The following is a 23309-nucleotide window of genomic DNA, read 5'->3' as shown; positions in this document are numbered from 1 at the left end:
TTCCAATCATCGGGCACAGTTACAATTGTAATCGCCTTCAGTTAAATAGTTTGATGAAGAGTATCTGGGAGAGATTCGTCATTTTGAATCATTTTTGTCCTTTAGATTGTCATAACGTCAAGATAGGGTTTACGTTCAGTTAACGTATTAAAAAAATGACGAGAGAGTGACTGCCTTGGTTTAACGCTTAAGTAAATCGTCTTTTGTCGAAAAAAGCTATTAGAAAGCTTTTTATAGAATGCCTTGCCTTATACATAATGCCCCACGGCGGTACTCGGGGTACTAAAGCCCATGCATTTAAGAACGGGGGTGAATCGTGTGGAACAGAGGGATCAATGGGCAACTAAGCTTGGTTTGATTTTAGCGATGGCAGGTAACGCCATCGGTCTTGGTAACTTCTGGAGGTTCCCGTACCAGCTCGCCAGCAACGGTGGCGGAGCTTTCATGATACCGTACTTCATAGCGCTGTTCTTCCTGGGAATCCCAGTGATGTGGATCGAGTGGACCACAGGAAGGTACGGCGGTAAGTACGGCCACGGCACCATAGGCCCAATGTTCTACCTCATGGCAAGGGAAAGCGTTAAGCCCAAGACTGCCCTTATCTTTGGTATCATCGGTGGAATGCTGGCCTTTTCGGTAGCTTCGCTGCTGAGTTCGTACTACTACCAGGTCATAGGCTGGTCAGCGGCTTACACCTACTACAGCCTCACGGGGGCCTACTTCGGCAAGGACACAGTCCAGTTCTTCCTCAGCTATGTAGCCAACACCAAGGCGGTGATATTCTTCTGGGGTCTCACCATGGTGCTGCTCGGAATAGCGGTTGGACAGGGAGTCAGCAAAGGTATCGAGCGCTGGGTCAAGGTCATGATGCCGCTCCTCTACGTGTTTGCCATACTCCTCGTTATCAGGGCACTGACCCTCGGTTCACCGGTCAAGCCCGAGTGGAGCGCCATCAAGGGTCTGGAGTACATCTGGAAGCCGAACTTTGAGGCCTTGAGCAAGAACTTCTTCAAGATTAGCTTGGCCGCAGCGGGACAGATATTCTTCACCCTATCGCTCGGTATGGGTATCATCCACAACTATGCATCCTACCTCGGCCCAGAAGATGACGTTGCCCTCAGCGGTCTCGCCACGGTCTCGCTCAACGAGTTTGCGGAGGTCATACTCGGCGGCTCGCTCGCCATCCCAATAGCCTTTGCATACCTCGGTCCCGAGCAGGCAGTCAAGGGCGGCGTGGGCTTGGCTTACATGGCCCTGCCGAACGTTTTCGCCAACATGCCAGCGGGTCAGATATTCGGTGCGATGTGGTTCCTGCTCCTCTGGTTCGCGGGCTTCACTTCGGCAATAGCAACATACAACTACCTCGTTGCCATGCTTGAAGAGGACATCCACCTAGAGAGGAAGATAGGCACCTGGGTGGTCTGGGTATTCCTGTTCCTGCTCGGACTGCCGGTTGCCCTTGACAGCAGCCTGGCATACCTCAGTGAACTCGACATGTGGGTCGGCAGCTACTTCCTCGTCCTGCTCGGTCTCTTCGACGTCATCGTTGCAGTATGGCTCTTCAAGCCGGACAACTTCTGGGAGGAGCTCCACAAGGGCGCATACATCAACGTTCCTAGCTGGTTCAAGCCAATAATGGTCTTCATAGCGCCGCTCTTCATGATAATACTCCTCGGCGGCAACACCTGGGACTACTGGCAGATGGGTGCATTCACAGCATCGGAGCAGTACATAACCAACGTTCTTGGCTATGACTACACCCCAGAGGTCGTTAGCCTCGTCACCAGGGCCAGGATAGTGATATTCATAATACTCATCATCGGTGCCATCGAGGCATACATGGCAATAAAGAAGAAGTACGGCGAGGAGCTTGCAAAGAACGAGGTGCTAATAAAGCTCTGAGGTGATGAGGATGGACACGGGAGCTCTCGCTTTCCTACTCTTTGCATGGGGTTCAATATTTATCATGATGTACTGGAGCATTACCAAGCTCCTGCGCCACGAGAAGGAAGGAAAGGCTTAAAGCCCACCTTTTCTTTTACCTTTTGGAGGTGCCCTTATGAAGAGCCGAGAAATTCTGCGAGATGTTGCGCAGACGTTAGAGGATGTTGAAAAGAGGATAAACTCACTTAAAAATCTCTCAGATAAAAACAAACAGAAGGCCCTTAGGCTGCTCCACGAGGCAAGGGAGAACTTCCTCAAGCTGTCCGAAACACTCGCTGTGGATAACGAGGAGCTGGCCAACTTCTTCCTCAAGAGGGCCGTCAGGCTGAAGAACAACACAACGGACAAGTACATCGAAAAGATGGGAGAAAAGGAGTACATGAAGGACGTTGCAGCCATGAACAAATACTCCAAGGTTGCACCGTACGACTTTGCGGGTGAGGTCAAGGTTCTCCGCAGGGCGTATTTTGCTTTCCTCGCTGGAATGATCCCGTTCTACATAGTTTCCGGGATATTCGGACCGATGTATGCGTTCACCGCGCTGATACTTATAATCCCCACCCTCCTGGCGATGCTCAGCCTGAGAAAGAGGGGTAACCTTGGCCTGATGCTCTCTTTTGCAGTGATGCCCATTCCGATGGTGATGGGTGCGTTCTCGATAAGGTATGCAATCTACGCGTTCAACGATCCAGCGGAGCTCTCAAGGATAGCTGAAGCGTTCGGAAGGAGCATATCGTTCGCCCAGGGAATTGTGACTCTCATAGGCGTTCTCGGAGCGGCCACGCTGATACTGCTCGGGTACGCGAGCTACATGCTCTACAAGCACAGACACGCATTCCTGTGAAAAAAAGAAGCCCTCAGTAGAGGGCTTCGTTGCCCTTCTCCCCTGTCCTTATCCTGATCGCGTCCTCCACAGGGATTACAAATATCTTCCCATCTCCTGGTGTTCCGCTCCTTGCGTTTCTAACGATGACGTCAACTACCTTTTCAAGGTCTCTGTCCTTCACAACGATCTCTATCTTCATCTTGGGCAGGAGGTCGTAGGGTGGAACGCCTCCCTGAACTCCCCTTCCCTGCACGGGATATGCGGTTAACGGCACTATGCCGATCTGCTTGAGGGCGTTCTTCACGCGCTCGAAATCGTTTCCCCGGATAATGGCCTCAACCTTTTTCATGGCAACCACATAGATGGTTTGTCGAAACTCCAGAAAAGACTTTCGAAACGGAATAAAAGGGGTAAAATTCAGGAAATCTGGGCCAGGAACTTCCGCAACCTCTTTGGCGAAATGCGCGTTTTTCTGGCCAGTTCTTCAATGTTTGCCATCCTGAGGTCTTCGGTGGTGTACACCCCCGCGCGCTGAAGCTTTGCCAGCGTCTTCGGCCCGATGCCCTTTATCCTGAGAAGGTCACTCCCGGCCCCGCCGGAGTCCTTCTTTCTCACCAGCCTGCGCTTCTCAATCCCGCTGGATTTCACCCGCTTTATAGTCCTCCTTGAGGGCTTAACTGCCATCTCCTTGACTACTTCGGTGGCATAGGCTCTCTCCGCAACTTCCCTTGGCCTTTCATCTGGCTTTTCAGTTCTCTCCTGCGGAACCTCAGGGGGCTCCACGAACTCCTCAAGCTCTGGAGGATTCCCGCTCACGTAGTGAGCCACTACCACCGGCCTGAAGGCGTTGTCCCTCTCCTCCAGCTCCTCAAGGAGCTTAACTTCAATCTCCCCAGTCTTCACGTACCTCACCAGCTCGTTGGCCAGTCTGTGGAAGTCCCTGGTGTGGAGCAGTATTCTGCGCTCGGCGTACCCCCTCGCCTGTCCGGTGGTTATGAGGAACTCCCAGTCGCTGGCTTCGAGGATCAGAAGCTCCCTTGCCAGCTGTTCTATCACCCTGTCGCCAAGCCGGTCTTTTCCGTAGAAGCGGCTCGCCAGCGCTACCATTCTATCTTCAGCGCGGTAGACGTGCTCCCACGTCCACTCCGTCTCCGCGTTCCACCAGGTGGAGTGGTCGGCGTTGGCCCCCCACGAGCCCTCGGGCAGCTCGATCTCGTACCTCTCGCCGCCGTAGTTGTCGAGGTAGGAGGAGAGCGTCGTGGTGACTATTCCCCTCTCCGCCATCAGCTCAAGAACCCTGCCGAGCCACTTGACCCCCTCGAACCACCAGTGGCCGAAGAGCTCGGTATCGTAGGGCGAGACGACTATGCCCTTTTCGCCCGTCTCCTCCTCGAACTCGGCCAGAAGTCTCTCGACCAGGCCCACGAAGTGCCTCGCGTGCTCCTCTACGCGTTCCATCGCCCTCTCGGGGTCGTAGAATTCCTTTTCACCGAGTTCAACGTCCTTACCCGTCACGCGCCAGTACTGGCCTCCGCTCTTTGGTGCCTTCCTGTGGAACTCCCTGTACCAGAAGTCGCCTGGGTAACCGTAGTGGGCGCTCCAGACCTGGTGGCCTGTCTCCCTGTTGCGGGCGAAGACTGCCACGCGGGAGCCTTTAATCCAGTAGGGCCTGAGGGTGCTCTTATCACCCTCGTAGAGGGGAATCTCACCGTAGCCCCTCGTTACGGGACCCTCGTCTATGAGGTTGCTCTCCACGAAGAAATACTCGATGCCGAACTCTTCCAAGAACTTCTCTATGCCGGCCCTCTTAACCCTCCTTCCACCGGGCAGCTCCCACTCTCCGGCCGGCCGGTAGGCGCACTCAGGCAACCATATCCCCCTCGGCCTCCTGCCGAAGTGCTTCTCGTAGGTTGCCACGCCGTTGGCCAGCTGGGCCCTTATCGCCTCGTCCCTGCCGAGGAGCGGGAGGTAGCCGTGCGTCGCGGCTGAGGTTATTATCTCAATGTAGCCCGCATCCTGAAACTCGCGGAGCTTGCCCACTATGTCCCCGTTGATGGCCTTCCAGTAGTCGTAGACCTTCCTGAAGTGGTCGAGGGAAGCCTTGACAGCTCTCTCGTTGTACCTGCCCGATTTCAGGTCCTCCTCGGTGGCTTCAATCTTCCTGAGGAGGTACCTCTCGAACTCGGCCTTGATGTACTCATCGGCCAGCTGCTCGGCCAGGACGGGCGTCACGTTAATCACGAGCTGGAACCTGACCCCCGAGGAGCGGAGGCGCTCGAACTCCATGAGCAGGGGAAGGTATGTCTCGCTCATGGCCTCGTAGAGCCACTCCTCCCCAAAGGGCCATTTACCGTGCTTTCTAACGTAAGGGAGGTGGGTATGGAGGACGAAAGTGAAGTGGCCTTTCATTCTGTATCACCGGGAGTGTTATCGCACTTGGAGTATTTAACCTTATCCGGGACAGGGTTGAGCCCGTGAACACTTGAGGACACCGGTTAGGTTTAAAGGGTGGAGCGCCAACCCGGAAGGGGTGGGAAAATGAAGGAGGAAATGAGTTCAGTTGATATACGCTACGTCGTGAGAGAACTCCAGTGGCTGGTCGGCTCTCGCGTTGATAAGGTCTACCACGACGGGGACGAGATCAGGATAAAACTTCGAACGAGGGAGGGGAGGGCTGACTTAATCCTCCAGGCCGGCAAGAGGTTCCACCTCACGAGCTACGTGAAGGAGGCTCCAAAGCAGCCGTCGAGCTTCACCATGCTCCTCAGGAAGCATCTCAGCGGTGGCTTCATCGATACCATAGAACAGCACGGCTTTGACAGGATTGTAAAGATCCGCGTTGGGGAGTACACCCTCATCGGCGAGCTCTTCCGGAGGGGGAACGTGATCCTCGTGGATTCAGAGAACAGAATCGTTGCAGCTTTGCGCTACGAGGAGTACAAGGACAGGGCGATAAAGCCGAAGGCAGAATACAAGTACCCCCCCGCGAGAGAGAACCCGCTTGAGGTGAGCTTTGAGCGGTTTTTGGAGCTGATGCGCGAGGAGGAGCTTGAGCTCGTGCGCGCCTTAGCTAGGAAGCTCAACATGGGCGGCATGTACGCGGAGGAGATCTCTATACGGGCCGGCTTCGACAAGACGACGCCTGTTAAGGAACTCAGCGACGAAGACCTGAGGAGAGTCTACGAAGCTATGGTGAAAACCTTCAACGATGAACCGAGGCCCAACATAGTCTTCAAGGATGGAAACATGCACGACGTCGTCCCGATAGAGCTGAGGATATACGAGGGGCTTGAGAAGCGCTATTTCAGCACCTTCAGCGAGGCCCTCGACGAGTACTTCGGAAGGATAACCATCGAGAAGGCAAGGCTTGAGCAGACGAAGAGGTTAGAGGCGAAGAAGAGGCAGCTCCTCATGACGCTCAGGAAGCAGGAGGAGATGCTGAAGGGCTTTGAGCAGGCAATGCGGGAGAACCAGGAGATAGGCGACCTCATCTACGCGAACTACGCTTTAATTGAAAGGCTCCTCGACGAGTTCAGGAAGGCCACCGAGAGGCTCGGCTGGGAGGAGTTCAAGAAGCGAATCGAGGAGGGTAAGAAGGCCGGCAACAGGGCGGCGCTCATGGTGAAGGGAACCGACCCGAGGGAGAAAGCGGTGACGATAGAACTGGAAGGGAAGAGGGTAAAGCTCTACCTCAACAGGAGCATAGGCGAGAACGCCGAGCTCTACTACGAGAAGGCCAAGAAGTTCAGGCACAAGCACGAGGGAGCTTTGAAAGCCTACGAGGACACGAAGAGGAAACTCGACGAGGTGGAGAGGCTGATAGAGGAGGAGATGAAGAAGGAGCTCAACGTCAAGCGCATAGAGAGGAGAAAGAAGAAGTGGTTCGAGAAGTTCCGCTGGTTCATTTCGAGCGAGGGATTTCTGGTGTTAGCAGGCAAAGACGCGAGCACCAACGAGATTCTCATAAAGAGGCACATGGGGGAGAACGACCTCTACTGCCACGCCGACGTTTACGGCGCTCCCCACGTCGTCATCAAGGACGGCCAGAAGGCTGGCGAAAGGACCATCTTCGAGGCCTGCCAGTTCGCGGTTTCGATGAGCAAGGCCTGGAGCAGGGGGGTTTACAGCGAAGATGCCTACTGGGCCTATCCTAATCAGGTCACCAAGCAGACGCCGAGCGGCGAGTACCTCGGCAAGGGGGCCTTCATGGTCTACGGCAAGAGGAACTGGCTCCACGGACTTCCGCTCAAGCTCGCGGTGGGTGTGATAAACTACGAGGGGGAAGATTTTGTCGTCTGCGCTCCGGTAGAAGCGATTAAGGCCCACACGGACAGGTACATCGTAATCCGTCCCGGCTCACTGAAAAAGAGCGAGCTGGTGAAGAGGATAAAGCGTATCCTCGAAAAGTGGGGCTACAGGGTGAGGGAAGAGGACGTAATGACCGTCCTGCCACCGGGGAACGGTGAAATAGCCGAGGTCGTTGGTTAGAGCTTTTCGCCGCCCGCAACCACAAAGCCTATCACAAAGCTGAGCAGGGCTATAACGTAGCCCTCCGCCAAGATTCCAAAGTAGCCGGAGCCGTAGACGTGCCATGAAACCACTGTGAAGACGAACATCCCGACGGTGCCTATTCCGGGTCCGAGTCTGCCCCCGAGGACGCCGAAGAGCACCGCCACGAGTATCATGAATATCCCGGCAAAGAACGCTATGAAGGTGAACATGCCAGCGGTGCTGTGGGGGTTGAGCCACCAAAAGGCTCCCTCGAATCCACTGGGAATCGTCAGAACCTCACGGAGAATTCCCATGAAGGTTATCTCCCCATCGTCAAAACGGAACCAGGGCAGGGCGAAGGAGAGCACGACCAGCAGGGATGAAAGGAAGGAAAAGAGCCTCACCTTCGCCACCCCTCAAATTTTATCAAACCAGCTCCCTCCCCGTGGTCGTCATCACAAGCTTGCCGTGCTTTACCCCCTTCAGGCTTATCAGCCTCTCCGCGATCTCCTTTATCCTCGTGGCCTTGCCCTTGACCACAACGACCTCAAGGCAGTTGTGCTCGTCCATGTGAACGTGGAGGCTTGAGATTATTTCGTCAACGTAATCGTGCTGAAGGTCAAGCAGCTCCTTCACAACATCGGCCTCATCGTGGTTGTAGACTATTGTGATTGTACCGGCCACCTCCCTGTCACCTTCCTCCCACTCGTGTCTGACTATGAAGTCCCTCATCATGTCCCTTATTGCCTCGCTTCTGTTAACGTAACCCTTCTCCTTGATTATGCGATCGAACCTCTCAAGCAGCTCATCGGGAACCGAAACCCCAAACCGCGTGATCTTCATGACACCACCGTAATTTCTTTGGACATCATCGTTAAAAACGTGACGCGAAAGCCTTTTATTTCCGCGGATGGAGATAGCCCCATGCCGATCGAGGAGCTGTACGCCATAGCCACCAGGGAACTCGCCAAAGACCTCGTGTTCGAGATAGACGATGAGCCGGTGACCCTCTCAATAAGGGGCGTTCTGCTGGCGAGGACAGAGTCAAGGGGCTATAACTTCTCATTCTTCGAGCTGAGCGAGGACGAGTTCGTCCTTGCGGTCCAGATGAAAGGCTTCATCGTGTATCTCGGCATCGAATCGGACGAGGAGCTGGAGGGGGAAGTCTACCCAGAACTCGTCAGGGTTCTCTTGGAGCATCTTACCCCCCAGATAGCGCTTCTCATAACGAAGGCCGAGAGAGAATACTCCGGCCGGGCGGACCTTCTCCTCGACGATGAGATGGCTCCTGACATGAAGGAGTTCTTCTACGGTCTCCTGGTCAAACACAGAAAAGGAAAGACGGTATACGAGCAGACGGAAGTTGCCTAACTGAGGAGCTCCACGAGGGTGAGAGCGGCGATCATAACTGCCAGCACCAGCATCGTCCTCTTCGTATACAACTTTGCAGCCCTCTTCTCATAGTAGCTCCTGGGTGAGACGTTGAGGATATAGAGCCCAAGAAGTGAGCCGCTGAGGAGGCCGAGAACGTTCTCCACTGTCAGAACGAGCGAGCCCCCGAAAACATCCCACCAGCCCATGGCGAGGGATATCCCAACCACCGTCGTTGGAGGAACGAGCGCGGCCGCTATCGAAACCCCCGCGAGAATCTCGGGAATCCTGCTAACTATGGCGACTATTCCTGCATAACCCAGGATTATCGCGAGGAGTATGTAAACCAGTCCGGATTCGCCGCGGACGAGTATCTCGTGGGTGGGCTCGGCTGGCATAATGCCGGCAAACCTGAGAGCAATGGACACCAGAAGGGCAGAGGTGAAGATGACGCCGAGGAGCTTCAGGATTGAGGAAACCGCGTCAAGGGCATCCCGGCCCTTACCCATAACGATGTTGATGGAGAAGCCGTAGAGAGGGCCGAGTATCGGCGAGAGCAACATGGCCGAGATTATCATGACTATGCTGTCGTTGATGAGGCCGAAGAGGGCTATGATCGAGGCAACGGCGCCGAGGGTGAGCTGGATTGGGTCAACCCGGGCCTGGGTGTTGGCGTTCTCAATGAGCCCCTCTATCGCTGCCAGGCTCCAGCGGCGCCGAAACTTCCTGAGGGACTTCACGGAGTTTGCGTACTTCACAGACTTCCCGCTAACCGGCGTCCACGTTATCGAGGCGTGCCCCCTTCGGAGGTCTATGGACTTCATCAGCTCGTCAACGACGTCGTTGATCACGAAATCGGGAACCAGGGCCGTGAACCTGAGGGCACGGCGTCCATTGCCCTGCACCTCCTCGGTGTAGAACTGGAGGTTCCACTTGCCCAGAACATCCGCCACCCTCTCCCCCTCACCCTCGTTGCAGTAGACCTCAAGGCGCAGCATGAGACATCAGGTTTACTGGGCCTTCCGGCCTAATAACATTTCCGGAACAAATTTCCGTCGCCCTAACGTCTCTGTGATTGGTGGAAACGGGTTTTCAGTCCCGACGGTCGGGAAGGTTTTTATAATCGGCAGGGGGAGTTGTTAGAGGTGATACCATGGAAACCCAGGACAAGAAGAAACTCGCCGCCATCCTGCTGGTGCTGATGGTTCTCGGAGTCGGGATAGCGTTCCTCGTCCTCAGGTACGGCTGGTGGCAGTGGGGGCCCTGACCCAGTCACGGTGACGCTCCAGGCCCTCCCTTCCATCAATTTTTCGTCCAACTGCCAGAAAACCAGCCGAAAACCTATTAAAGGAAGAGTGCATCTGGTTAGTGATGCACCATGGGTGTCAGGAGTGATTGTTTTTGGCTCTAGCGGGCACTTCTTGAGACCTGGGATAGCGGTTAGGCGGGATCGTTTTTGGAGACCTTAGCATGAGGGGGGATTGCTTTTGGCCCCTCCAGCGGGAAAACCCTTAGCTTAGTCCTCACGCTCGTTATTCCCTCGTTTTTGGGACTTCTCAAAACCAAGGAGGTGTTGGAATGAAAGCCGTTCTGCCTGATTCAAGGATACCCAAGAGGTGGTACAACATCCTGCCGGACCTCCCTGAGGAGCTGGCACCGCCCCTCGACCCGGAGACGGAGGAGCCGATGGAGCCCGAGAAGCTGTTGAGGATTTTCGCGGAGGAGCTCGTAAGGCAGGAGATGAGCAGGGAAAGGTACATCGAGATACCGAAGGAGGTTCGCGAGCTCTACGCCAAAATCGGTCGCCCAACGCCGCTCTTCAGGGCCACGAACCTTGAGAAGGCCCTCGGAACGCCGGCAAGGATTTACTTCAAGTACGAGGGGGCAACGGTGACGGGGAGCCATAAGATAAACACCGCCCTGGCCCAGGCGTACTACGCTAGGGAACAGGGGATAGAGAGGCTCGTCACCGAGACAGGAGCAGGACAGTGGGGAACCGCCTTGAGTCTGGCCGGAGCGCTCCTCGGGTTGAAGGTTCGCGTTTACATGGCGAGGGCGAGCTACCAGCAGAAGCCCTACAGGAAGACGATAATGCGCCTCTACGGTGCCGAGATCTATCCGAGCCCGAGCGACAGGACTGAGATAGGCAGGAAGTTCCTCGCTGAGGATCCGAACCACCCAGGCGGGCTGGGGATAGCGATAAGCGAGGCCATTGAGGACGTCTTGAGGGACGAAAAGGCCCGCTACGCCCTCGGGAGCGTTCTGAACCACGTGCTCATGCACCAGACCGTTATTGGCCTTGAGGCGATGGAGCAGATGGAGGAGTTCGAGGGGCCGGACGTGATAGTCGGCTGCGTCGGTGGTGGAAGCAACTTCGCAGGCCTTGCCTACCCCTTTGCCAGGGAAGTCCTGGCAGGAAAGGCCGACTACGAGTTCATAGCGGTCGAGCCCAAAGCTGCCCCATCGATGACGCGCGGCGTTTACAAGTACGACTTTGGCGATTCCGGCGGCTACACCCCAAAGATGAAGATGCACACCCTCGGCCACACCTACTACGTCCCGCCGATCCACGCCGGGGGACTTCGCTACCACGGTTTAGCCCCGACGCTGAGCGTGCTCATAAACCACGGGCTGGTCGAACCGGTAGCTTATCATCAGAACGAGGTTTTCAGAGCTGCAGAGGTGTTTGCCAAAACTGAGGGCATAATACCCGCCCCGGAGAGCGCCCACGCCATTAAAGGCGTCATCGACCGGGCGCTGGAGGCGAAGAAGAAAGGGGAGGAAGAGGTCATCCTCTTCAACCTCAGCGGGCACGGACTGCTCGACCTCAAGGGCTACGAGGACTACCTCGACGGAAAGCTGGAGGACTACGAGCCCGAGCACTTCCCGGCCCTCTGGGGTTAATCTTCAAACTTTTTCAGAATTTTTAAGGGGTGAAAGTTCAGGCTCGCCCTCGCCTCGGGCATTTCCATTCCGATGTTTATCCCAAGGCTCATCAAGTCCCTCGGCGAGCGAACCTCCCATTTGCTCTCAGCCGAGCCCGTGAGGAAGCGGGGAACGCGATACTTCCTGACCAGCTCCCAGGTCTTCGCCATGAAGCGGAGGAGCTGAACCCTCTCGTAGGGATTCGCGCGGAGAAGGGGGGAGAGCGAAAAGCCCACTGCAACCCCCCGCTTTTCCGCTATCCTCGCCAGGACGTGGTCGAAGCCGGGATCCTTCCTCCCGAGCCAGGGGCTTATCAGGGCATCGACGCCGCTCTCCAGCGCAAAGCGGTTCACCCTCATATCTCCGCCCTGGACGTAGATGAGGGCCTTTAAGTTGCGGTTCTTCACCTCGCGGATTAGGCTGGGCTTTTTCGTGACTATGAGAAGGGCCACCCTTCCATACCTCTCGCGGAGAAGCCTGAGCTCCTCTTTGAGCTCACTCCAGTTCGGAGAGCTTTCGAGAACCAGCTTTTTCGTGAAAACCACTTCGTCGAACCACTCCTTGGCCAGCTCATAGGCTTCCTCGCTCCTCACATCCATCTCGATGAAGTGCTCGCGCGAGAAGGAGATCTCTTCCACTTCCCCGCTCATTCCTCCAGCCACTCCCTTACGGCTTTCATCACGGCCTCCTTCCTCATCGGGAAGGCCTTGACCTTTATCCTGACCTGGATGGTGTCGCCGCCCTCGTCTATCTCCGGCTCGCCGAGATACGCTTTCTGCTTGTTGAAGCGGACGTAGAGGGTGCCCTCCTCGTCGACCTTCTCATCAAGGTGTTCCAGGAGGTAGCGCCTGTCGTCCTCGCTCAACAGTTCCCTGAAGTGGTCGAGGAAGGCCCTCACCGCCCTGCTCCGCTTTATCTCGACGTTCACCACTTTAATTGGGTTCCCGAAGAAGCCTGTGGTATCGTCCACGTCGAAGAGAACGTCATCGTCGTCTATTTCATCGGGGATGAAGGTCGCTATCGCCTCCAGAACCTTGTCCTCGTCTTCGGTTGCCTGAATGAAGGTGGTTATCCTGACGTGGTGTGCTCTAATCTTTCCCATCGCCCTCACCGGGGTTGATTCGATGCCGCGCTTTAAAAGGTAACCGCCGCGCGCGTTGGTGGGAAAAACTTAAATAGAATCCTACTAATTAGCTAATGGTGGGAAAATGCTGGCAAGGGTGGATTCAAGGGGAAGGCTGTACCTCCCCAAGGAGCTCAGGGAAAACCTACCGAGGGAGGTTTACCTGGTCAGGGTCGATGATGGCATACTCATAGTCCCAAAGCCCGATGATCCGGTAAAGGAACTCGAAGAGCTCGGGAAGGGCCTCCCCGACGTTCCGATCGAAGAGCTGAGGAGGGAAATCCTGAAGGAAGCGGAGAGGCTCGCGGGTGGGTGAGATGGTCTACGCAGATACAGATCTTTTCCTTGCCCTGCTGAAACCCAGCGACTGGCTCAAGGAAAACGCCAGGAAAATCTACGAGAGGTACCGGGGTCAGATAACGACCTCCGAGGCGACATTAATGGAACTCCTGATACTCTCGAAGAAGTTCAGCCTCGACCCGGTAAAGCTCATGGCCGCAGTCATGGCGATAACGGACATCGAAGATGAGGCCTACCTCAGGGCGGCCTACTACATGAAGGAGCACGGCCTCAATCCCTTCGATTCCCTCCACGCGGCAAAGTGCGGCGGGACGATAATCAGCTTTGACAAGGCCTTTGACAAGTTGGGAATCAAAAGGATAAAGCTCGAAAGTCGGGAAGAATAAGGGAACCACGCATCCTCCTCAAGAGCCTAACTCATCATCCTGCGCATTAACTTTTCCTTCTCCACCCTTTCAGCAGGTATCCGATGATGGTTCCAGTTACAAGGCCGATGCCAAGGCTCAATAAAGCCGTCCCGGCGGGAGTTCTGGAAACCGGCACCTCTGTGGAGTTCTTCTGGTAGCAGGTGCGGAGCTCGTACTGAGCTGTGATCTCGGGAAAAACTTTCCCGAGGTTGAGATCCACCCTCACAATGGGAACCGCACTGAGGGAGCCGTTATAGAGGAAAATGTATGTCTCGTTTCCCCTAAAAATCGGGATGAACCCGCCGTTCCTAAACATTCCTCCATAGACTGTCCCGTTTGATCTGAAATAGTAGAGCTCCGAAAAGAAGATAATAACGTTGCCGTTGGGCAATCCTACAGCCGAGAGCAAATCCGCAAAGGCAGAAGCGTTGGTTATTGAGATGTATCTCTCAAAGGATTTTAAGGGCACCCTTACCACAAATCCCCTCCCAGAAGCCTGGGAATATGATGACATAATGATGGTGCTGTTCTCCAATCTTGCGGAGCCAAAAACCCCAGGAGACGAGGCGGGAATAACCCATGTTGGCTCTATACATCCGTTTTCAATTCTGTAAACCGTTATCGAGGTGTATGTTGAATTGTAAGGATAAGTCCGTGAGAATGGCTTCCCATCTATCCTGAGGAGAGGATAGCCGCCCTGAAGAAGGAGATACCAGGAGCCGTTCGAGTAGAAAGCCCCGTGAAACTTCGATGAAAAGTCCCCCCGCCATACAATGTACGAACTCCCATTGGAGACGTAGAACATGAAGGATTGCCACGGAAATTCGTCCTCGGTGAGATTGGGAGCACTTAGGGTGTCGCCCGGATGGTAGACACCGTATGCAGAGGTCTCAACGAAAAAATCATCGTCTCCGGGAACAACTTTGGTAGTGATTTTCACGCCCGAATACGCCCCAGAAACCGAGGGAATAGGCAGGAAAAGCGTGAGGACAAAAAAGCCAATGAACACCTTAAAGGGTATGCCTTTTGCCATGGGCATTACGTTGTCCCTCTACCGCCCGTCCTGGAAGAGAATAGAAAGGAACCAAGGGCTCATTTGCCCTTGCCCTTGTTGGCCCTTATGCTGGGCCTGACCTTTTCGGCACCCTTGCCCTTGTTCCTCAGGCCGCGGCTCTTCCTGCCGGCGCTGGTGAGTCCTCTGAAGACCCTTCCCTTGTGGGCCTTGCCGGCTATCCAGTTGATCTTGGGGTCGGCCTTGATGACCGGGTGGTGCGGGTCCACCATGATGACCTCGAACCACTTGTACATTCCGTCCTCGCCAACCCAGTAGGAGTTGAGAACCTCAAGGTTCGGGAACTTTCTGGCGGCCTTCTCCTCGGCTATCCACTGGAGGCTCTTCTTCGGGCTGTACTTGACCATACCCATCTTGCTCGGCTTCCTTCCGCCCTTCCACCTGGGCCTCTTCCTTCCGCCCTTCCTCACGCGAACGCGAACCATGACGTAGCCCTGCTTGGCCTGGTAGCCGAGGCTCCTAGCCCTGTCGAGCCTGGTCGGCCTCTCGATCCTGACAACGACAGGCTCGCGGCGCCACTTTATCATTCTGACCTTGAGAAGGTCCCCAACGTAGCTCTTCTTCGGGCTCTTCCAGGCTTCCCTAATGTACTTGTACATTCCCATCTTGTTCCCTCCTTCCGAGTTTGTGGTTCTCCCTTACGGGAACATCCCGCGGGCCAAGCCCGCCCAGTCGGTCGGGGTTCGAGGTTGAGTTTTTAAGCCTTGCGGAGTAGTTAGTACGGTGAAACGGATGCGCCTTCAGAAACTGATCTCACTCATGAAGGAGAGGGGCTTCGATGGAGCTCTAATAAGCCCCGGGACGAACCTCTACTACCTCACCGGGCTGAGGATACACGAGGCAGGGGAAAGATTGACCGTCCTCGTCGTGAGCGCCGACGGCGACTACCGTCTCCTGGCTCCGAGTCTCTACGAAAACGTCGTCAGGAACTTCCCGGTTACGTTCTGGCGCGACGGGGAGAACCCCTACGACAAGCTCGCGTGGATTTTAGCGGAGCTCCATCTCTCGAAGGGCAGACTTCTCATCGAGGACACCATGAGGGCGGACTGGCTGATAGGGGTAATACGGCTCGGCCCCTTCGAGTTCCATCCCCTGAGCTCTGTAATCAGAGAACTGAGGATGAGGAAGGACAGGCACGAGATAGAGATGATGGGGCACGCTGCCAAGGCAGCAGATAGAGTCTTCGACGAGATACTGAGCTGGGACCTCCTCGGCATGCGCGAACGTGAGCTGGCGTTGAAGATAGAATTGGCGGTAAGGGAGCTCAGCGACGGGATTTCCTTCGAGCCGATAGTGGCGAGCGGGGAGAACGGGGCAAACCCCCACCACGAGCCGGGGAACAGAAGGCTGAGAAAGGGGGACATGGTGATACTCGACTACGGGGCCAGGTGGAAGGGCTACTGCTCGGACATAACGAGGACGATAGCCATTGGAAGGCCCAGCGAGAGGCTGGTTGAGATCTACGAGGTCGTCAGGGAGGCCCAGGAGAACGCCTATCGGACGGTCAGGGAGAGAACAAAGGCAAAGGAAGTCGATAGGGCGGCCAGGGAGACCATAGCCAGAGCCGGCTACGGTGAGTACTTCACCCACAGAACCGGACATGGACTCGGTTTGGATGTGCACGAGGAGCCATACATCGGCCCCAATGGGGAAACCATCCTCGAAAACGGCATGACCTTCACGATAGAGCCTGGAATCTACGTCCCCGGCCTCGGAGGGGTTCGCATAGAGGACGACGTGGCGGTGCTCGATGGAAAAGGAAAGAGACTCACCAGAGCGGAGAGGGAGCTCATCAGGCTTTGAAAACCCTCTCCCCTCCAACGTACGTCTCAAGAACCCGGATTCTTCTCAACTCCTTCTCATCAACTTCAAACGGGTCAGTGCTAACCACTATGAAGTCGGCCAGCTTTCCCTCCTCGAGTGTTCCAAGCTCCTCATCCATCAGAACCTGCGCCGAGCCGGCCGTGTAAGCATGGAGGGTCTCCTCAAGGCCAAGCGCCTCGTCCCCGGTTAGTGCCGCCAGCGGAAGGTTCTCGTACTTTCCGCGCGTTACCGCGGCGTAGACAGTCTCCCATGGATCCAGGGGCTCCACCGGCGAATCCGTGCCGAGTCCGAAGGGAATCCCGGCCTTAGCAATGCTCTTGAACGGATAGACCCACTTTGCACGCTCTTCTCCGACCCGCTCAATGACCCACCAGTCCGTGAGCACGAAGTGGGGCTGTACGGAGAGTCTAACTCCGAGGTGTTTCGCCCTCTCGATCTGGTCGGACCGCATTATGGATGCGTGCTCTATCCTGTGGCCGGCCCTTTCAACGTCCCCCAGGGACTCATAGACGTCGAGAACCATGTCCATCGTGGCGTCTCCTATCGCATGAACCGCCATCTGAAGGCCGGCATTGTGAACCCTTTTCGCCACAGCCTCGAGCCACTCCTTACCCACGTTGGGATGCCCGTTCGTATCCGCATCACTGTAAGGGCCCGAAAGCCACGCCGTCCTCGCCCCGAGGGAGCCATCCGCCAGCACCTTGACTCCGTTTATCCTGAGCATTCCCCCACCAAAGCCGCGCCTTATCCCCAGCCTCTCAAGGGACTCCAGAACCTCAAGCTCCTCCCCGGGGTTCAGGTAAGCCCTCACCCTCAGCCTCAGCTTTCCCTCGGCCTCAAGCCTGCTCAGAGCCCTCAGGGCTCTCTCGCCAACGCTGACGAAGCCCACAGTCGTTACGCCCTTGGAGAGGGCATACTCAGCAGCCTGAAGCAGGTATTCAGCGTATTCCTCCTCGCCTATCATCTCGTCGAACTTCCTCACGGCAACGCTGAAGGCCTCCTCCTTCACTATGCCCGTGGGCTCCCCGCTTTCGTCCCTGATAACGTCCTCGGAGTCCCAGTCGATCAGACCGGTCTCCTCCAGGGCTCTCGTGTTCAGAACCGCCGCATGGAGGCAGACGCGGGAGAGCATGACCGGCCTGTCGCTGACCACCTCGTCCAAGTCCCATCGGGTGGGCCAGCGTTTTTCCTCAAAGAGCTCCTGGTCCCAGCCGTGACCGCGAAGCCAGCCCCTCCTTCCCTCCGCAAACTCCCTGAGCTTTTCCTTGAGCTCCCCGATGCTCCGCACTCCCCTGAGGTCGAGCATGTTAAGGTACTCGCCGAGCTCATCGAGGTGCATGTGGGAGTCTATGAAAGCCGGCAGAACGGTTCTTCCGCCGAGGTCGGTTACCCCTGCCCCCAGAACCCCGGCTGTCCTGAGGATATCCTCAGTGCTCCCGAGCATGGCCACCTTCCCGTCCACGACCAAAAACGCTTCAACGCGCCGGACCGGACGGAATGAAACGTAGACATTTCCGTTTATGAAGGCATGCTTCAAACACACCACCGAATAGAGATGGCAAAACGGAAGAAAAGGGTTTCGAAGCGTCAGAGGATGTCCTCAACCGAGACCTCTATCTCCCATCCTATCATCCTAATGTCCGGGGATTTGTGTATTTTCCCTATCAGCCTGGTGCCGTCGAACTGAACATCCAGGAATGTGCTCGCGATCTTCTCAAGTTCTGGAAGCGGGTTGATTGGTATCATCTCGCAGATGTTCCTGTCAAGCAGGTAGAACGCTTTTCTTTTCCTGTTTCCCAGGAACCGGTCTATGCTGGATATCATCTCATAGAAGTTGCGGTAGTTGTCAACGAAAGCGAAGAGTTTTTCCAGTCCAATGACAACGTTTATAGACCCTTCCAGGTTAGAAAAAGCCTTGGCACTTGCTTCTTCGTATCTACGCAGATAAATAGAGGCTTCACTCTCCACCTTCACCCTATCAATGACCTTTCCTACGTTCACGACCCCTCCGGTCTTCAGAACGATGGCATCGTCAAAAATACCCCTCACCCCAAAGAACCTGAGATGCTCGTTGATTACATGGAGCGTATCCAAGTTATCATCGACGACGAACGGATGACCCCTGTCATCGGCGTATCGTTTCAGAAGGAGCACCATGAAGTCGAGGGTGTAGTTGGGTGAGGTGTACTCTATCAGTACGGTTTCTCCAAATCCGACGGAATCCAGGAACTGAAACACCTCGCCGAGTTTACCCACGGCCATCACCCCACCAATTTAACCCGACGAACCCAAGATATATAACAACTTTGGTTCGGAAGATGCCAAAAAGTAAACGAAGAGAACCGGACGAGTCCGACAAAAGATTTAAATATAAGGAATCCTACTCGCTCCGATGCCAATGAGGGGGGAGTGCCTTCTCCAGGGCTTGGATTTCACCTGTGACTGATTTCCCCGATAACCCCCCTATTCTGGAGTATCGCTCACGCTCTTTTGAAAAAATTCTGAGGAGGTATAGCCATGGCTGAGCTCGACTTTAAGGCCATTGAGAAGAAGTGGCAGAAGCGCTGGCTGGAAGAGAAGGCCTTTGAACCAAAGGCAAATGAGAAACCGAAAGAGAAGAAGTTCTACATAACGGTCGCTTTCCCGTACCTCTCGGGGCACCTTCACGTCGGCCACGCGAGAACCTACACGATTCCCGACGTTATCGCCAGGTTCAAGAGAATGCAGGGATACAACGTTCTCTTCCCCATGGCCTGGCACATCACCGGCGCACCCATAGTAGGAATCGCCGAGCGCATCAAGAACCGCGACCCCAAGACGATACACATCTACCGCGACGTATACAAAGTTCCCGAGGAAATCCTCTGGAAGTTCGAGGACCCGAGGGAGATAGTCAAGTACTTCATGAAGGCCGCGAAGGAGACCTTCATAAGGGCTGGTTTCTCCGTTGACTGGACGCGCGAGTTCCACACCACAAGCCTCTTCCCGCCCTTCAGCAAGTTCATTGAGTGGCAGTTCTGGACGCTCAGGGACATGGGGCTGGTCGTCAAGGGCGCCCACAGGGTCCGCTGGGATCCGGTTGTCGGCACTCCTCTCGGCGACCACGACATAATGGAGGGCGAGGACGTCCAGATACTGGACTACGTCATCATCAAGTTCATACTGGAGGAGAACGGCGAGGAAATCTACCTGCCCGCCGCTACGCTGAGGCCGGAGACAGTCTATGGAGTAACCAACATGTGGCTGAACCCAGAGGCGATTTACGTCAAGGCGAAAGTCAGGCGCAACGGAAGGGAAGAGACCTGGATAATCAGCAAGGAGGCAGCCTACAAGCTCTCCTTCCAGGACAGGGAGATTGAAGTCATCGAGGAGTTCAGGGGCGAGAAGCTTATCGGGAGGTATGTGAGGAACCCCGTCACCGGTGACGAGGTCATAATCCTGCCGGCCGAGTTCGTTGACCCGGACAACGCGACTGGGGTTGTCATGAGCGTTCCGGCTCACGCTCCCTTCGACCACGTGGCCCTGGAGGATTTGAAGAAGGAGACCGAGCTCCTGCTCAAGTACGACATAGACCCGCGCGTGGTCGAGGAGATAAGCTACATCTCACTGATAAGGCTCGAAGGCTACGGCGACTTCCCCGCCGTGGAAGAGGCTGAGAGGCTCGGGGTGAAGAGCCAGAAGGACGTTGAGAAGCTTGAGGAAGCGACAAAGAACATCTACAAGGCCGAGTACCACAAGGGCATCTTCAAGATAGAGCCCTACGCCGGCAAGACGGTCCAGGAGGCCAAAGACCTGATAGCTAAGGAGCTGCTAGAGAGCGGAAGGGCCGAGATAATGTACGAGTTCGCCGAGAAGCCCGTGATAAGCCGCTTCGGAAACCAGGCCGTCATCAAGATAATCCACGACCAGTGGTTCATCGACTACGGCAACCCCGAGTGGAAGGAGAAGGCGAGGGAAGCCCTGGCGGAGATGACGATTTATCCAGAGAGCAGGCGCGCACAGTTCGAGGCGGTGATAGAGTGGCTCGATAAGAAGGCCTGCGCGAGAAAAGTCGGCCTGGGAACGCCGCTCCCGTGGGATCCCGACTGGGTCATCGAGAGCCTGAGCGACTCAACCATCTACATGGCCTACTACACGATAAGCAGGCACATCAACAGGCTCCGCGAGGAGGGTAGGCTCGACCCGGAGAAGCTCGACAGGGAGTTCTTCGACTACCTGTTCCTGGAGGAGTTCAGCGAGAAGCGCGAGAAGGAGCTGGCCGAGAAGACCGGGATTCCAGCGGAGATTATCCATGAAATGAAGGAGGAGTTCGAGTACTGGTACCCGCTCGACTGGCGCTGCTCGGCGAAGGACCTGATACCGAACCACCTGACGTTCTTCATATTCAACCACGTGGCGATATTCAGGAAGGAGCACTGGCCGAAGGGAATAGCCGTCAACGGCTTCGGAACACTGGAAGGCACCAAGATGAGCAAGAGCAAGGGCAACGTTCTGAACTTCATTGATGCCATTGAAGAGAACGGTGCCGATGTGGTGAGGCTCTACATAATGGGCTTAGCTGAGCACGACAGCGACTTTGACTGGCGCAGGAAGGAGGTCGGAAAGCTCCGCAGGCAGGTCGAGAGGTTCTACGAACTGGTAAGCGAGTTCGCGGGCTATGAAGCAAAGGAAGATGTCGAACTCAAGGACATCGACCGCTGGATGCTCCACAGGCTGAACAAGGCAATCGAGGAAGCCACCAAAGCCCTCGAAGAGTTCAGGACAAGGACGGCAGTGCAGTGGGCGTTTTACAGCGTTCTCAACGACCTGCGCTGGTACATGAGGCGGACGGAGGGAAGAGATGATACCGCCAAGCGCTACGTGCTCAGAAAGCTCGCAGAAATCTGGGTCAGGCTCATGGCGCCGTTCACCCCGCACATCAGCGAGGAACTCTGGGAGAAGCTCGGCGGGGAAGGGTTCGTGAGTCTCGCTCCCTGGCCCGAGCCGGTTCCAGAGTGGTGGAACGAGACGGTCGAGGCGGAGGAGGAGTTCGTCAAGGCCCTCATCGAGGACATCAAGGAGATAATCCGCGTGGCGAGGATAGAGGAGCCAAAGAGGGCCTACGTCTACACCGCCCCGGAGTGGAAGTGGCGCGTTGTGGAAGTGGTCTCAGAAAAGAAGGACTTCAAGTCAGCTATGGCCGAGCTGATGAAAGACCCGGAGATGAGGAAGCGCGGCAAGGAGGTAAGCAGGCTCATCCAGAAGCTCATCAAGGAGAGGGCCTTTGAGGTCAAGCGCATAGACGAGGAGAAGGCCCTGAGAGAGGCGAAGGAGTTCATGGAAAAGGAGCTCGGCATCGAGATAATCATCAACCCGGAGGAGGACAAAGGAGGAAAGAAGAAGGCCGCGATGCCGCTGAAGCCGGCGGTGTTTGTTGAGTGACCTCTGCTTTCTTTTTCCTACCCTTTTGAACACCTCTTTGCTCACTCTCAGGCAGCTTCTTCGACGGCCTTCTCCCCCTTCGGCAGGAGGAATGAAAGCAGGGCGCTGATGACGAGGATGCCCATCATGAAGATTACCGCCACCTTCATCGTGTCAATGAAAGACGCGTTCACCATCTTCACAACAATGTCGTGGTACTCCGGTGGAATGTTCAGCTCGCCCTGCTGCATCTTAATTATCCACTGGATGACGGCCTCCTTTATCTGCTCCTTGTTCCCCTCAAAGAGGCCCGACTCGTAGATCTGCCTCGTTATGCTGTGTATGACTCCAAGGACGAGGACGGCACCGATGAAGGCCGTTCCGAGGGACAGGCCGAACTGCTTCTGAGCGTTGAATATTCCCGAAGCGTCCGCCTGCTGCTCCGGCTTTGCACCCATCATTGCCAGGTTGGTTATCTGGGAAAATATAAGCCCAAAGCCCGTTCCGTAGAGGGCCAGGCCGAGGGCGAAGTCGCTTCCCTCGACCCCGGGCTTGAGGACGCGGAGGAGGAGGTAGAGGCCTACGAAGGTGAGGGCTATTCCGAGCTGGATTATCTGCTTCGGGGTGAGGTACTTCAAAAACCTCTGGCCGCTCATGGAGAATATGAACATCATTATCGAGAGAGGGACTATGACAAAACCGGTCTGGATGGCGTTGTAGTGGAGGTACTGCTGGACGAAAACCGGGATTGTGAACATTATGCCCGCGAGCGTTATCTGGAAGAAGATGCTCACCAGGTTGGCCGCGGTGAAGATTTTGGACTTGAAGATGTCTACATCTATGAGAATGTCCTCGCCCCTGCTTTTCCTCCGTTCTTCGTACTTCCAGAATGCCGCCAGCACCACCAGGCCGGCGACCATGAGGAGCAGAACCGGCGGGTTGGATAGGGGATCCATAATGAGGACGGAAAGCGTGAGCAGGAACAGACCAATGCCAACGAGCGCCGCCCCGACCACGTCGAGCTTCACCTTCCTCTCCGGCCTGTAGTCGGAGAGTATCTTCATGTAGGCGAATATTCCCGCCGCTATGAAGGCCTCCATGAAGAAGCCGAGACGCCAGGTGATGTATGTCGTGAAGAAACCACCAATAATCGGACCGAATGCCGCGGCGGCACCGCCGACGCCACCCCAGACGCCAAAGGCGAAGGCCCTGTCCTTGCCGGTGTAGGCCTTGGTTATGTAGGTGACCGTCGCCGGCATCATCATCGAGGCGCCGATGCCCTCCAGGATTGACCACCCAAGGAGAAGAACGGCGAGATTGGGGGCAAAGGCGGCCATAAGCGTTCCTATTGTGTATATAACCAGTCCGCGGAAGAAGACCTTCTTTGTACCCCAGATGTCGGCCAGCTTTGCGCCGGTTATCATGAAGGCTGCCATGACCAGGGCGTAGAGCGTTATCGCACCCTGGACGCCGGCCACGGTTGTGTCAAGATCCCTTACAAGGGCGCTGATAGAAACGTTCATCATCGTGGTGTCGATGAACATAATGAAGAGCGCCGCGCTCATGATCATAAGAACTCCCCATTTGGACTGTCCCATGCTGTTCACCAGAGGATAATTAGGGGAA

Annotated in this window: 21 protein-coding genes; 9 read left to right on the top strand and 12 right to left on the bottom strand. The window is 55.7% G+C overall.

The window, feature by feature from the left end; all coding sequences use genetic code 11:
• Nucleotides 1-318: 318 nt before the first annotated feature.
• Together E3E37_RS00680 and E3E37_RS00675 are read left to right on the top strand one after the other, a co-directional pair.
• Nucleotides 319-1902, top strand: coding sequence for a sodium-dependent transporter (locus E3E37_RS00680; RefSeq protein WP_088864147.1), 1584 nt, complete (start codon nt 319-321; stop codon nt 1900-1902).
• Nucleotides 1903-2059: 157 nt separating this feature from the next.
• The gene (locus E3E37_RS00675; protein WP_088864146.1) at nt 2060-2788 is read left to right on the top strand and encodes an alpha-glucosidase; all 729 of its coding nucleotides are present in this window, start codon (nt 2060-2062) and stop codon (nt 2786-2788) included.
• A 13-nt stretch (nt 2789-2801) separates the two neighbouring features.
• On the opposite strand, the gene E3E37_RS00670 is transcribed toward E3E37_RS00675, so the two are convergent.
• Together E3E37_RS00670 and E3E37_RS00665 are read right to left on the bottom strand one after the other, a co-directional pair.
• Entirely contained in the window at nt 2802-3119 is a 318-nt protein-coding gene (locus E3E37_RS00670; RefSeq protein WP_088864145.1) for a P-II family nitrogen regulator, read from the bottom strand.
• Between the two features lie 68 nt (nt 3120-3187).
• On the bottom strand, nt 3188-5179 hold the full coding sequence (locus tag E3E37_RS00665) for a 1,4-alpha-glucan branching protein (RefSeq protein ID WP_167714411.1): 1992 nt from the start codon (nt 5177-5179) through the stop codon (nt 3188-3190).
• 129 nt (nt 5180-5308) lie between these two features.
• On the opposite strand from E3E37_RS00665, the gene rqcH reads away from it, so the two are divergent.
• A complete protein-coding gene (gene rqcH / locus E3E37_RS00660; protein WP_167714410.1) occupies nt 5309-7258 on the top strand; it encodes a ribosome rescue protein RqcH in 1950 nt (649 codons plus the stop codon).
• Here rqcH and E3E37_RS00655 read toward each other — a convergent pair.
• Both E3E37_RS00655 and nikR read right to left on the bottom strand, forming a co-directional pair.
• Nucleotides 7255-7665 (bottom strand): amino acid permease, encoded by a 411-nt coding sequence (locus E3E37_RS00655; RefSeq protein ID WP_167714409.1) that lies wholly within the window; start codon nt 7663-7665, stop codon nt 7255-7257. The two genes, rqcH and E3E37_RS00655, sit on opposite strands and share 4 nt — an antisense overlap.
• Nucleotides 7666-7687: 22 nt before the next feature.
• A complete protein-coding gene (gene nikR, locus E3E37_RS00650) occupies nt 7688-8104 on the bottom strand; it encodes a nickel-responsive transcriptional regulator NikR (RefSeq protein WP_088864141.1) in 417 nt (138 codons plus the stop codon).
• Between the two features lie 81 nt (nt 8105-8185).
• On the opposite strand from nikR, the gene E3E37_RS00645 reads away from it, so the two are divergent.
• Nucleotides 8186-8632 carry a hypothetical protein gene (locus E3E37_RS00645; protein WP_167714408.1) on the top strand — a complete coding sequence of 149 codons (447 nt, stop codon included), beginning with the start codon at nt 8186-8188 and terminating at the stop codon, nt 8630-8632.
• Here the strand turns inward: E3E37_RS00645 and E3E37_RS00640 are convergent.
• Nucleotides 8629-9630: a TIGR00341 family protein gene (locus E3E37_RS00640; protein WP_167714407.1), complete on the bottom strand. Its 1002-nt coding sequence runs from the start codon at nt 9628-9630 to the stop codon at nt 8629-8631. The two genes, E3E37_RS00645 and E3E37_RS00640, sit on opposite strands and share 4 nt — an antisense overlap.
• Nucleotides 9631-10210: 580 nt before the next feature.
• On the opposite strand from E3E37_RS00640, the gene E3E37_RS00635 reads away from it, so the two are divergent.
• Entirely contained in the window at nt 10211-11536 is a 1326-nt protein-coding gene (locus tag E3E37_RS00635; protein ID WP_167714406.1) for a TrpB-like pyridoxal phosphate-dependent enzyme, read from the top strand.
• Here the strand turns inward: E3E37_RS00635 and E3E37_RS00630 are convergent.
• The gene (locus E3E37_RS00630; RefSeq protein WP_088864137.1) at nt 11533-12207 is read right to left on the bottom strand and encodes a Ribonuclease P protein component 3; all 675 of its coding nucleotides are present in this window, start codon (nt 12205-12207) and stop codon (nt 11533-11535) included. The two genes, E3E37_RS00635 and E3E37_RS00630, sit on opposite strands and share 4 nt — an antisense overlap.
• Nucleotides 12204-12659, bottom strand: coding sequence for an RNA-binding protein (locus E3E37_RS00625; protein WP_167715200.1), 456 nt, complete (start codon nt 12657-12659; stop codon nt 12204-12206). Before E3E37_RS00625 ends, E3E37_RS00630 begins: the two co-directional genes overlap by 4 nt.
• A gap of 106 nt (nt 12660-12765) precedes the next feature.
• On the opposite strand from E3E37_RS00625, the gene E3E37_RS00620 reads away from it, so the two are divergent.
• Together E3E37_RS00620 and E3E37_RS00615 are read left to right on the top strand one after the other, a co-directional pair.
• Complete coding sequence (locus E3E37_RS00620) at nt 12766-12996, top strand: AbrB/MazE/SpoVT family DNA-binding domain-containing protein (RefSeq protein ID WP_014788401.1); 231 nt, start codon at nt 12766-12768, stop codon at nt 12994-12996.
• A gap of 1 nt (nt 12997) precedes the next feature.
• On the top strand, nt 12998-13366 hold the full coding sequence (locus tag E3E37_RS00615) for a type II toxin-antitoxin system VapC family toxin (RefSeq protein ID WP_167714405.1): 369 nt from the start codon (nt 12998-13000) through the stop codon (nt 13364-13366).
• 46 nt (nt 13367-13412) lie between these two features.
• Here the strand turns inward: E3E37_RS00615 and E3E37_RS00610 are convergent, their stop codons facing one another.
• Complete coding sequence (locus E3E37_RS00610) at nt 13413-14426, bottom strand: hypothetical protein (protein ID WP_167714404.1); 1014 nt, start codon at nt 14424-14426, stop codon at nt 13413-13415.
• A 53-nt stretch (nt 14427-14479) separates the two neighbouring features.
• Complete coding sequence (locus E3E37_RS00605; protein ID WP_167714403.1) at nt 14480-15064, bottom strand: 50S ribosomal protein L15e; 585 nt, start codon at nt 15062-15064, stop codon at nt 14480-14482.
• A 127-nt stretch (nt 15065-15191) separates the two neighbouring features.
• Between E3E37_RS00605 and E3E37_RS00600 the strand changes: the two genes are divergently transcribed.
• Entirely contained in the window at nt 15192-16262 is a 1071-nt protein-coding gene (locus E3E37_RS00600) for a Xaa-Pro peptidase family protein (protein ID WP_167715198.1), read from the top strand.
• On the opposite strand, the gene E3E37_RS00595 is transcribed toward E3E37_RS00600, so the two are convergent.
• Together E3E37_RS00595 and E3E37_RS00590 are read right to left on the bottom strand one after the other, a co-directional pair.
• A complete protein-coding gene (locus E3E37_RS00595; protein ID WP_371731660.1) occupies nt 16252-17829 on the bottom strand; it encodes an amidohydrolase in 1578 nt (525 codons plus the stop codon). The genes E3E37_RS00600 and E3E37_RS00595 overlap by 11 nt on opposite strands.
• Nucleotides 17830-17870: 41 nt before the next feature.
• A complete protein-coding gene (locus E3E37_RS00590; protein WP_167714402.1) occupies nt 17871-18545 on the bottom strand; it encodes a DUF257 family protein in 675 nt (224 codons plus the stop codon).
• Between the two features lie 255 nt (nt 18546-18800).
• Between E3E37_RS00590 and leuS the strand changes: the two genes are divergently transcribed.
• A complete protein-coding gene (leuS, locus tag E3E37_RS00585; protein WP_167714401.1) occupies nt 18801-21704 on the top strand; it encodes a leucine--tRNA ligase in 2904 nt (967 codons plus the stop codon).
• Between the two features lie 47 nt (nt 21705-21751).
• Here leuS and E3E37_RS00580 read toward each other — a convergent pair whose 3' ends face one another.
• Entirely contained in the window at nt 21752-23281 is a 1530-nt protein-coding gene (locus E3E37_RS00580) for an MFS transporter (RefSeq protein WP_167715194.1), read from the bottom strand.
• Nucleotides 23282-23309 lie beyond the last annotated feature (28 nt).

The organism is Thermococcus sp. ES12 (assembly GCF_012027515.1).
GTDB lineage: Archaea > Methanobacteriota_B > Thermococci > Thermococcales > Thermococcaceae > Thermococcus > Thermococcus barossii.
The sequence above is the reverse complement of the archived record's forward strand: the minus strand, read 5'-3'. Positions and strand labels throughout refer to the sequence as shown.

Excerpts from the sequence above, each read along its gene's own strand:
- E3E37_RS00675 (WP_088864146.1), top strand. The coding sequence starts at position 2,060 with ATGAAGAGCCGAGAAATTCTGCGAGATGTTGCGCAGACGTTAGAGGAT.
- E3E37_RS00670 (WP_088864145.1), bottom strand. The coding sequence starts at position 3,119 with ATGAAAAAGGTTGAGGCCATTATCCGGGGAAACGATTTCGAGCGCGTG.
- E3E37_RS00665 (WP_167714411.1), bottom strand. The coding sequence starts at position 5,179 with ATGAAAGGCCACTTCACTTTCGTCCTCCATACCCACCTCCCTTACGTT.
- rqcH (WP_167714410.1), top strand. The coding sequence starts at position 5,309 with ATGAAGGAGGAAATGAGTTCAGTTGATATACGCTACGTCGTGAGAGAA.
- nikR (WP_088864141.1), bottom strand. The coding sequence starts at position 8,104 with ATGAAGATCACGCGGTTTGGGGTTTCGGTTCCCGATGAGCTGCTTGAG.
- E3E37_RS00645 (WP_167714408.1), top strand. The coding sequence starts at position 8,186 with ATGCCGATCGAGGAGCTGTACGCCATAGCCACCAGGGAACTCGCCAAA.
- E3E37_RS00640 (WP_167714407.1), bottom strand. The coding sequence starts at position 9,630 with ATGCTGCGCCTTGAGGTCTACTGCAACGAGGGTGAGGGGGAGAGGGTG.
- E3E37_RS00635 (WP_167714406.1), top strand. The coding sequence starts at position 10,211 with ATGAAAGCCGTTCTGCCTGATTCAAGGATACCCAAGAGGTGGTACAAC.
- E3E37_RS00630 (WP_088864137.1), bottom strand. The coding sequence starts at position 12,207 with ATGAGCGGGGAAGTGGAAGAGATCTCCTTCTCGCGCGAGCACTTCATC.
- E3E37_RS00625 (WP_167715200.1), bottom strand. The coding sequence starts at position 12,659 with ATGGGAAAGATTAGAGCACACCACGTCAGGATAACCACCTTCATTCAG.
- E3E37_RS00620 (WP_014788401.1), top strand. The coding sequence starts at position 12,766 with ATGCTGGCAAGGGTGGATTCAAGGGGAAGGCTGTACCTCCCCAAGGAG.
- E3E37_RS00615 (WP_167714405.1), top strand. The coding sequence starts at position 12,998 with ATGGTCTACGCAGATACAGATCTTTTCCTTGCCCTGCTGAAACCCAGC.
- E3E37_RS00610 (WP_167714404.1), bottom strand. The coding sequence starts at position 14,426 with ATGCCCATGGCAAAAGGCATACCCTTTAAGGTGTTCATTGGCTTTTTT.
- E3E37_RS00605 (WP_167714403.1), bottom strand. The coding sequence starts at position 15,064 with ATGGGAATGTACAAGTACATTAGGGAAGCCTGGAAGAGCCCGAAGAAG.
- E3E37_RS00600 (WP_167715198.1), top strand. The coding sequence starts at position 15,192 with ATGCGCCTTCAGAAACTGATCTCACTCATGAAGGAGAGGGGCTTCGAT.
- E3E37_RS00590 (WP_167714402.1), bottom strand. The coding sequence starts at position 18,545 with ATGGCCGTGGGTAAACTCGGCGAGGTGTTTCAGTTCCTGGATTCCGTC.
- leuS (WP_167714401.1), top strand. The coding sequence starts at position 18,801 with ATGGCTGAGCTCGACTTTAAGGCCATTGAGAAGAAGTGGCAGAAGCGC.
- E3E37_RS00580 (WP_167715194.1), bottom strand. The coding sequence starts at position 23,281 with ATGGGACAGTCCAAATGGGGAGTTCTTATGATCATGAGCGCGGCGCTC.